This window comes from Pseudomonas sp. NPDC087697 (assembly GCF_044743155.1).
In the GTDB taxonomy this organism is placed as follows: Bacteria; Pseudomonadota; Gammaproteobacteria; order Pseudomonadales; family Pseudomonadaceae; genus Aquipseudomonas.
This window is the reverse complement of the sequence record NZ_JBIUVW010000077.1, coordinates 1-7,537: the sequence shown is the minus strand read 5'-3', so window position 1 is coordinate 7,537 and position 7,537 is coordinate 1. Positions and strand designations below refer to the sequence as shown.

The 7,537-nt window shown below is 57.4% G+C and carries 6 protein-coding genes and 1 pseudogene; 5 read left to right on the top strand and 2 right to left on the bottom strand.

Annotation, left to right across the window (positions count from 1 at the left end; all coding sequences use genetic code 11):
* Window positions 1–35: 35 nt before the first annotated feature.
* Window positions 36–440 (top strand): ferric iron uptake transcriptional regulator, encoded by a 405-nt coding sequence (gene fur / locus ACIPIN_RS28495; protein WP_019691775.1) that lies wholly within the window; start codon window positions 36–38, stop codon window positions 438–440.
* Between the two features lie 75 nt (window positions 441–515).
* Here the strand turns inward: fur and recN are convergent, their stop codons facing one another.
* Window positions 516–2,189: a DNA repair protein RecN gene (gene recN, locus ACIPIN_RS28490; protein WP_401124749.1), complete on the bottom strand. Its 1,674-nt coding sequence runs from the start codon at window positions 2,187–2,189 to the stop codon at window positions 516–518.
* A gap of 250 nt (window positions 2,190–2,439) precedes the next feature.
* Between recN and grpE the strand changes: the two genes are divergently transcribed.
* From grpE to dapB, 4 genes are all read left to right on the top strand, one after another.
* Entirely contained in the window at window positions 2,440–3,006 is a 567-nt protein-coding gene (gene grpE, locus ACIPIN_RS28485; protein ID WP_401124747.1) for a nucleotide exchange factor GrpE, read from the top strand.
* A 102-nt stretch (window positions 3,007–3,108) separates the two neighbouring features.
* Window positions 3,109–5,025, top strand: a complete 1,917-nt coding sequence (gene dnaK / locus ACIPIN_RS28480) for a molecular chaperone DnaK (RefSeq protein ID WP_401124745.1) — start codon at window positions 3,109–3,111, stop codon at window positions 5,023–5,025.
* Between the two features lie 297 nt (window positions 5,026–5,322).
* Window positions 5,323–6,447: a molecular chaperone DnaJ gene (gene dnaJ / locus ACIPIN_RS28475; protein WP_401124742.1), complete on the top strand. Its 1,125-nt coding sequence runs from the start codon at window positions 5,323–5,325 to the stop codon at window positions 6,445–6,447.
* A 10-nt stretch (window positions 6,448–6,457) separates the two neighbouring features.
* Window positions 6,458–7,264 carry a 4-hydroxy-tetrahydrodipicolinate reductase gene (gene dapB, locus ACIPIN_RS28470; RefSeq protein WP_401124739.1) on the top strand — a complete coding sequence of 269 codons (807 nt, stop codon included), beginning with the start codon at window positions 6,458–6,460 and terminating at the stop codon, window positions 7,262–7,264.
* A 183-nt stretch (window positions 7,265–7,447) separates the two neighbouring features.
* Here the strand turns inward: dapB and ACIPIN_RS28465 are convergent.
* Window positions 7,448–7,537 (bottom strand): annotated as a pseudogene (locus ACIPIN_RS28465) (M23 family peptidase); the annotation flags it as partial.

Sequence of the window (7,537 nt, the reverse complement as noted above, 5' to 3'; positions counted from 1 at the left end):
AGAAGCTGCGAAGCAGCATCGCGAGAAAGCTGACCATGGTTGAAAATAGCGAACTACGCAAAGCCGGCCTTAAAGTGACCCTGCCACGGGTCAAAATTCTGCAAATGCTCGATTCCGCAGAGCAACGTCACATGAGTGCTGAAGATGTTTACAAGGCGCTGATGGAAGCTGGCGAGGATGTCGGTCTGGCCACGGTTTACCGTGTACTGACCCAATTCGAAGCAGCTGGTCTTGTGGTCCGTCACAATTTCGATGGCGGCCATGCGGTCTTCGAACTGGCTGACGGCGGTCACCACGACCATATGGTTAACGTGGAGAACGGTGAAGTGATCGAATTCTTCGAGGAAGAAATCGAAAAGCTTCAGAAGGCGATCGTCGAGAAGCACGGCTTCGAGTTGGTGGATCACAATTTGGTGCTGTACGTACGCAAGAAAAAGTAAGCATGTCGCGCGGATTTCTGGTCCGCGAAACGAACGAAGGCGACCCGAGGGTCGCCTTCGTGCTTTCTGGTGACCTTAAATTTTTGCAGTCACGACCATCTTCTTCGCATGGGCCAGGGATTCCTTGGTCAGGTCGATCCCTCCCAGCATTCGCGCTACTTCTTCAATCCGCTCATTTTTACTCAGCTTGGACACGGCGGTGTGCGTGGCATCGTCACCGCGCACCTTGTGGACAAATAGATGCTGATGGCCCTGAGAGGCTACTTGCGGCAAGTGCGTGACGGTCAGCACTTGTCCGCGCTCCCCGAGGCGGCGCAAGAGTTGCCCGACAATTTCTGCGGTCGGGCCGCCAATACCGACATCCACTTCGTCGAACACCAGTGTTGGCACTCGCGAGGTTTGCGCAGTGATCACCTGGATGGCCAGGCTGATTCGCGACAACTCGCCACCCGACGCCACTTTGGCCAATGCCTTGAGTGGTTGCCCGGGGTTGGCGCTGACCAGCAGTTCCACCTGTTCGAGGCCATTGGGCAACAGTTCGGTGCTGGTGTTGGGGCGCAGCTCAATGGTGAAGCGGCCACCGGGCATGCCCAGGCGTTGGATTTCCTGTTCGACGGCATTGGCCAGGCTGGTCGAGGCTTGATGGCGCAGATCGCTCAGCTCGCGGGCCTTTTCCTGATAGTGCCGGGCGAATGCACCCAGCTCTTCGCTCAATCGTTCGATGGACTCGTCGTTGGCATTCAGTGTTTCGATCTCGTCCAGCAGTCTTTGCTGAAGCTCCGCGACTTCGGTGGGCTGAATCCGGTGTTTGCGCGCCAGGGTGTAGATCGAGTCCAGCCGTTCTTCGAGCTGTTGGAGGCGTGCCGGGTCGGCATCGAAATGGTCTAGAAAACGGTTCAGCTCGCCAACGGCTTCTTCCACCTGAATCTGCGCGCTGGTCAGCAGGTTGGTTGCTTCGCCCAGGGCGCCGACCGAATTGTTCACGCTCGACAGGCGATTAAGGCTGGCCGTCAGGGCGTTCAGTACATTGCCGGAATCGCTTTCGCTGCACTGTTCGACCACTTGTCGGCAAATACCCAGCAGGGTTTCGGCGTTGGTCAGGTTTTTGTGTTCCTGTTCCAGTTGCTCCAGCTCACTCTCGCCGAGGCCGAGGTTTTCCAGCTCTTCGAGTTGGTAGCTGAGCAATTGGTGGCGAGCACGCTGCTCGTCGCCGGAGTTGGAGAGGCGTTCCAGCTCCTGGCGGGTCTGGCGCCAGCGCTGGGCGGCAAGTTGCACCTGGCGGGCGAGGTCCGTGGCACCGGCGTATTCGTCGAGCAGCCGACGGTGCGTGTCGGTTTTCAGTAGTGATTGGTGTTCATGCTGGCTGTGGATATCGATCAGCAGTTCGCCGAGGGCTTTGAGGTCGCCAAGCGGGCAGGGGCTGCCGTTGATGTAGCCACGCGAGCGACCTTCAGCGGTGATTACCCGGCGCAGGATGCATGGGCCATCAGTATCGAGGTCTCGCTCGGCTAGCCAGGCACTGGCTTCCGGGATATCGGCCAGGTCGAACGTGGCCAGGATATCGGCCTTTTCCGCGCCTGGACGGACCACGCCACTGTCGGCGCGATCGCCAAGGGTCAGGCCCAGGGCGTCGAGCATGATCGACTTACCGGCGCCGGTTTCCCCTGTGATCACGCTCATCCCGCGATCGAGTTCCAGATCGAGATGTTCAACGATGGCGTAGTTATGTACGGACAGGTGCACCAGCATAGAGGCCGCTCCCAGGCTTTAGATCTGGTTATTTATACAGTGTTTTGTTTCTGGCTGACAATGCCCGTGTTTAGCTCGATTTGCTTGGCAAAGGTATTTTTTTAAAACCCGGTGGAATGTCAAATCAGCTGTTTTTGTAAGGGTAATGGTGTTCAACGGTCCGGCAGCCCTTGAACCTTGAATTTGCGACCCCATATACCGGGGCAGAAGCGCGAGTCGAGTTCGCGCACGATTTTGAAAGGAGAAATCTATGGCTGACGAACAGACGCTGGATACGCAAAATCTAGACGCCAATCAGGCTCCCGAAGCATCGGGTGAAGACCTGGTGGCTCGTGTACAAGTGCTCGAAGAGCAACTGGCTGGGGCGCAGGATCAGGCTTTGCGTGTTGCTGCCGATCTGCAGAACGTCCGCCGTCGCGCCGAGCAGGATGTAGAAAAAGCTCACAAATTCGCGCTGGAGAAGTTCGCCAACGACCTGCTGCCGATCATCGACAGCCTGGAGCGTGGCCTTGAGCTGTCCAACCCGGACGACGAAAGCATTCGCCCTATGCGCGAAGGCATCGAACTGACCCTGAAAATGTTCCAGGACACCCTGAAGCGCTATCAGCTGGAAGCGATCGATCCTGAAGGCGAGCCGTTCAACGCTGCTCACCACCAGGCGATGGCCATGCAGGAAAGCGCCGACATGGAACCCAACAGCGTGCTGAAGGTGTTCCAGAAGGGCTACATGCTCAACGGTCGCCTGCTGCGCCCGGCCATGGTCGTGGTCAGCAAGGCTCCGGCGCCGGTTTCGCCTTCGATTGACGAGCAGGCTTGAAATCCGCCGTAAGGCCCCCATTTAGAAGTCAAGCGTTTAAGTGCTACCGCAGTCAGCCACCACTACTGCGGCAACCAAATCCAAAGTTTCGGGAGAGTTAACATGGGCAAAATTATCGGTATCGACCTGGGGACTACCAACTCCTGCGTCTCCATTCTTGAAAACGGCAACGTAAAAGTTATCGAAAACGCTGAAGGCGCGCGCACCACGCCGTCGATCATCGCATACGCCAACGATGGCGAAATTCTGGTTGGCCAGTCGGCCAAGCGTCAGGCAGTGACCAATCCGCACAACACCCTGTACGCGGTCAAGCGTTTGATCGGTCGTCGCTTCGATGAAGAAGTGGTACAGAAAGACATCCAGATGGTCCCTTACAAGATCGTCAAGGCTGACAACAATGACGCCTGGGTTGAAGTGAACGGCCAGAAAATGTCGCCGCCACAGATCTCGGCTGAAATTCTGAAGAAAATGAAGAAAACCGCCGAAGACTACCTCGGCGAGACCGTGACTGAAGCGGTCATCACCGTTCCGGCCTACTTCAACGACAGTCAGCGTCAGGCGACCAAAGACGCCGGCCGTATTGCTGGTCTGGACGTAAAACGCATCATCAACGAACCAACCGCAGCCGCTCTGGCTTACGGTATGGACAAGGCCAAGGGCGATCACACCGTGATCGTTTATGACTTGGGTGGTGGTACTTTCGACGTGTCGGTAATCGAAATCGCCGAAGTCGATGGCGAGCACCAGTTCGAAGTGTTGGCCACCAACGGTGACACCTTCCTCGGCGGTGAAGACTTCGACATTCGTCTGATCGACTACCTCGTTGACGAATTCAAGAAAGAAAGCGGTATGAACCTCAAAGGTGACCCGCTGGCCATGCAGCGCCTGAAAGAAGCTGCCGAGAAAGCCAAGATCGAACTGTCTTCGAGCCTGCAGACCGACGTTAACCTGCCGTACATCACTGCAGACGCGACCGGTCCCAAGCACTTGAACGTGAAAATCTCCCGCGCCAAGCTGGAAGCGTTGGTTGAAGACCTGGTTCAACGCACCATCGAGCCTTGCCGCATTGCACTGAAAGACTCGGGTATTGACGTTGGCAAGATCGATGACGTGATCTTGGTCGGCGGTCAGACCCGTATGCCGCTGGTACAGAAGCTGGTGACCGAGTTCTTCGGCAAAGAAGCACGTAAAGACGTTAACCCGGACGAAGCCGTTGCCATGGGTGCTGCTATCCAGGGCGCAGTATTGGCCGGTGACGTGAAAGACGTTCTGCTGCTCGACGTCAGCCCGCTGACTCTGGGTATCGAAACCATGGGCGGCGTGATGACTGCGCTGATCGAGAAAAACACCACGATTCCTACCAAGAAATCGCAAGTGTTCTCGACTGCCGATGACAACCAGGGCGCAGTGACCATTCACGTGCTGCAAGGCGAGCGTAAGCAAGCTGCCCAGAACAAGTCCCTGGGTAAGTTCGACCTGGCCGAGATTCCGCCAGCACCACGTGGCGTGCCACAAATTGAAGTGACCTTCGACATCGACGCCAACGGCATTCTGCACGTAGGCGCCAAAGACAAGGCTACTGGCAAGACTCAGTCGATCGTGATCAAGGCCAACTCCGGTCTGTCCGAGGAAGAAATTCAGCAGATGATTCGCGATGCTGAAACCAACGCCGACGAAGATCGCAAGTTCGAAGAGCTGGCCACTGCCCGTAACCAGGGTGACGCACTGGTTCACTCGACGCGCAAAATGGTCACTGATGCTGGCGAAAAAGTGACTGCTGAAGAGAAGACTGCAATCGAAGCGGCCGTGGTTGCCCTGGAAGCCGCCATCAAAGGCGATGACAAGGCTGCCATCGAAGCCAAGGTTGAAGAGCTGTCGAAAGTCTCCGCTCCAGTGGCACAGAAGATGTACGCCGAGCAAGCCCAGCCAGCTGAAGGTGCGGCGCCGCACGCTGAAAAGGCTGAAAAGGCTGATGACGTTGTCGACGCTGAGTTCGAAGAAGTTAAAGACCACAAGTAAGTTGTTGGTCGGCCGGTTGACTGCCTTTGTGCGGTGACTGGTAGGATGTCGCCGCGCGGGAGCTTGCTCCCGCGTTGGCGTGTCTGGAGTAGACGAATTTTTACAGCATGCGACAAAGCTTGAATGCTGGCGGTGCGGACGGGGATGCTCCTGCTTTCCGATCCACAGGTATCGCATCGAATCAAAGACCAGGATCGTTGAATTGACGTGAGTTGGGTCCGGGCCTGTATTGGGGCTCAACGAGTTTGGCGAAGCTCAGGAGGGGTTTGCCGAACGTCCTTAAGAGTGCAAAGACTTATGGCAAAGCGTGACTATTACGAAGTGTTGGGTGTTGAGCGTGGCACGAGCGAAGCGGACCTGAAAAAGGCCTACCGTCGCTTGGCGATGAAGCACCACCCGGACCGTAATCCTGACGACAAAGCGTCGGAAGAAAAATTCAAAGAGGCCAACGAGGCCTACGAAGTACTGTCCGATTCCAGCAAACGCGCGGCGTACGACCAGTATGGTCATGCCGGTGTCGACCCGAGCATGGGCGGCGGCGGTGCCGGTTTTGGTGGTCAGAACTTCTCCGATATCTTCGGTGATGTGTTCAGTGACTTCTTCGGTGGCGGTCGTGGTGGTTCTCGTGGCGGCGCACAGCGTGGCAGCGACCTGCGCTACACCCTGGAGCTGAACCTGGAAGAAGCGGTGCGCGGTACGACCGTGAATATCCGTGTTCCGACACTGGTCAACTGCAAGCCGTGCGATGGTTCGGGTGCCAAGAAAGGCTCCGCGCCGATCACCTGCCCGACCTGTGGCGGTATCGGTCAGGTGCGCATGCAGCAAGGCTTCTTCTCGGTGCAGCAAACCTGCCCGCGTTGCCATGGTCAGGGCAAGATCATTTCCGATCCGTGCACTTCCTGCAACGGCGAAGGTCGTGTCGAAGAGTACAAGACCCTGTCGGTGAAAGTGCCGGCTGGCGTTGATACTGGCGACCGTATTCGTCTGTCTGGCGAAGGCGAGGCGGGTACTCAAGGTGGGCCGACGGGCGACCTGTACGTGGTGATCAATGTGCGCGAGCACGCGATCTTCCAGCGTGACGGTAAGCATTTGTTCTGCGAAGTGCCAATCAGCTTTGTCGATGCGGCGCTGGGCGGCGAGCTGGAGATTCCGACTCTTGATGGTCGGGTCAAGCTGAAGATTCCTGAAGGTACGCAGACCGGCAAGCAGTTCCGGGTGCGTGGCAAAGGCGTCGCGCCGGTTCGCGGCGGCGGTGCAGGCGACTTGATGTGTCGTGTGGCGGTCGAGACTCCAGTCAATCTGGGGCGTCGTCAGCGCGAGTTGCTGGAAGAGTTCCGCAGTTCCCTGGCGGACGACAACAGCCATTCGCCGAAAACCACTGGTTGGTTCGAAGGCGTGAAGCGTTTCTTCGGCGATCTGTAAGGAGTCAGGCATGCGACGTATAGCTGTGATGGGCGCTGCCGGGCGCATGGGCAAGATTCTGGTCGAAGCGGTGCAGCAGCGCGCGCCACTCACTGGTCTGACGGCGGCAATCGTGCGCCCCGGCAGCACTCTGATAGGGGTTGATGCTGGTGAGCTGGCATCGCTGGGGCGTATCGGTGTGCCGTTGTCCAGTGGTCTGGACGCGGTGGTTGATGAGTTCGATGTGTTGATCGACTTCACGCTCCCGGAGGTCATGCTGAAAAACCTGGCGTTCTGCCGCAAGGCGGGCAAGGCCATGGTGATCGGCACCACGGGATTGGGCGCCACGGAAAAACAGTTGCTGGTCGAGGCAGGCAAGGACATTCCAATCGTGTTCGCGGCCAATTTCAGTGTTGGCGTGAACCTGTCATTGAAGCTGCTCGATATGGCTGCTCGTGTGCTGGGTGATGACGCTGATATCGAAATCATCGAGGCGCATCATCGACACAAGATCGATGCGCCTTCAGGTACGGCTTTACGCATGGGCGAGGTGATCGCCAGCGCACTGGATCGTGATCTGCAGAAAGTTGCGGTCTATGGGCGCGAAGGCCACACCGGTGCTCGCGAGCGCGAAACCATTGGCTTCGCCACGGTTCGCGGTGGTGATGTGGTTGGCGATCATACGGTGCTGTTCGCCTGTGAGGGTGAGCGGCTGGAGATCACTCACAAGGCGTCGAGTCGAATGACTTTCGCCAAGGGTGCCGTTCGTGCTGCGTTGTGGCTGGATGGTCGTGAGCCGGGTCTTTACGACATGCAAGACGTGCTGGACTTGCGTTAAGATGCACCCGAAATCGGGTTCAAACGCTGCATTTGAGCCCGATTTACCCCGCCAAGCGACGTCCTGTCGCATTCCCCGGCCTTTAAGGCTCATTGGCGGTAGACCAAAAAAGCCTTTTTCTGTAAGCTACAGCTTTAGTGTGTCCACTAAAAGCGCGCAGAATAATTCAGTGAAGAAGCGGGGTGACGCCGGTGTCTTGATCGGCGTGCCAGCCGGCACCGCGAAGTCCAGGCCTGCGTGGGGATTGCGCTCTTCGCCGTTGAAGAACCGGCG

Bases quoted from the DNA above. Each gene is read 5' to 3' on its own strand.
- fur (WP_019691775.1), top strand. From the start codon at position 36: ATGGTTGAAAATAGCGAACTACGCAAAGCCGGCCTTAAAGTGACCCTG.
- recN (WP_401124749.1), bottom strand. From the start codon at position 2,189: ATGCTGGTGCACCTGTCCGTACATAACTACGCCATCGTTGAACATCTC.
- grpE (WP_401124747.1), top strand. From the start codon at position 2,440: ATGGCTGACGAACAGACGCTGGATACGCAAAATCTAGACGCCAATCAG.
- dnaK (WP_401124745.1), top strand. From the start codon at position 3,109: ATGGGCAAAATTATCGGTATCGACCTGGGGACTACCAACTCCTGCGTC.
- dnaJ (WP_401124742.1), top strand. From the start codon at position 5,323: ATGGCAAAGCGTGACTATTACGAAGTGTTGGGTGTTGAGCGTGGCACG.
- dapB (WP_401124739.1), top strand. From the start codon at position 6,458: ATGCGACGTATAGCTGTGATGGGCGCTGCCGGGCGCATGGGCAAGATT.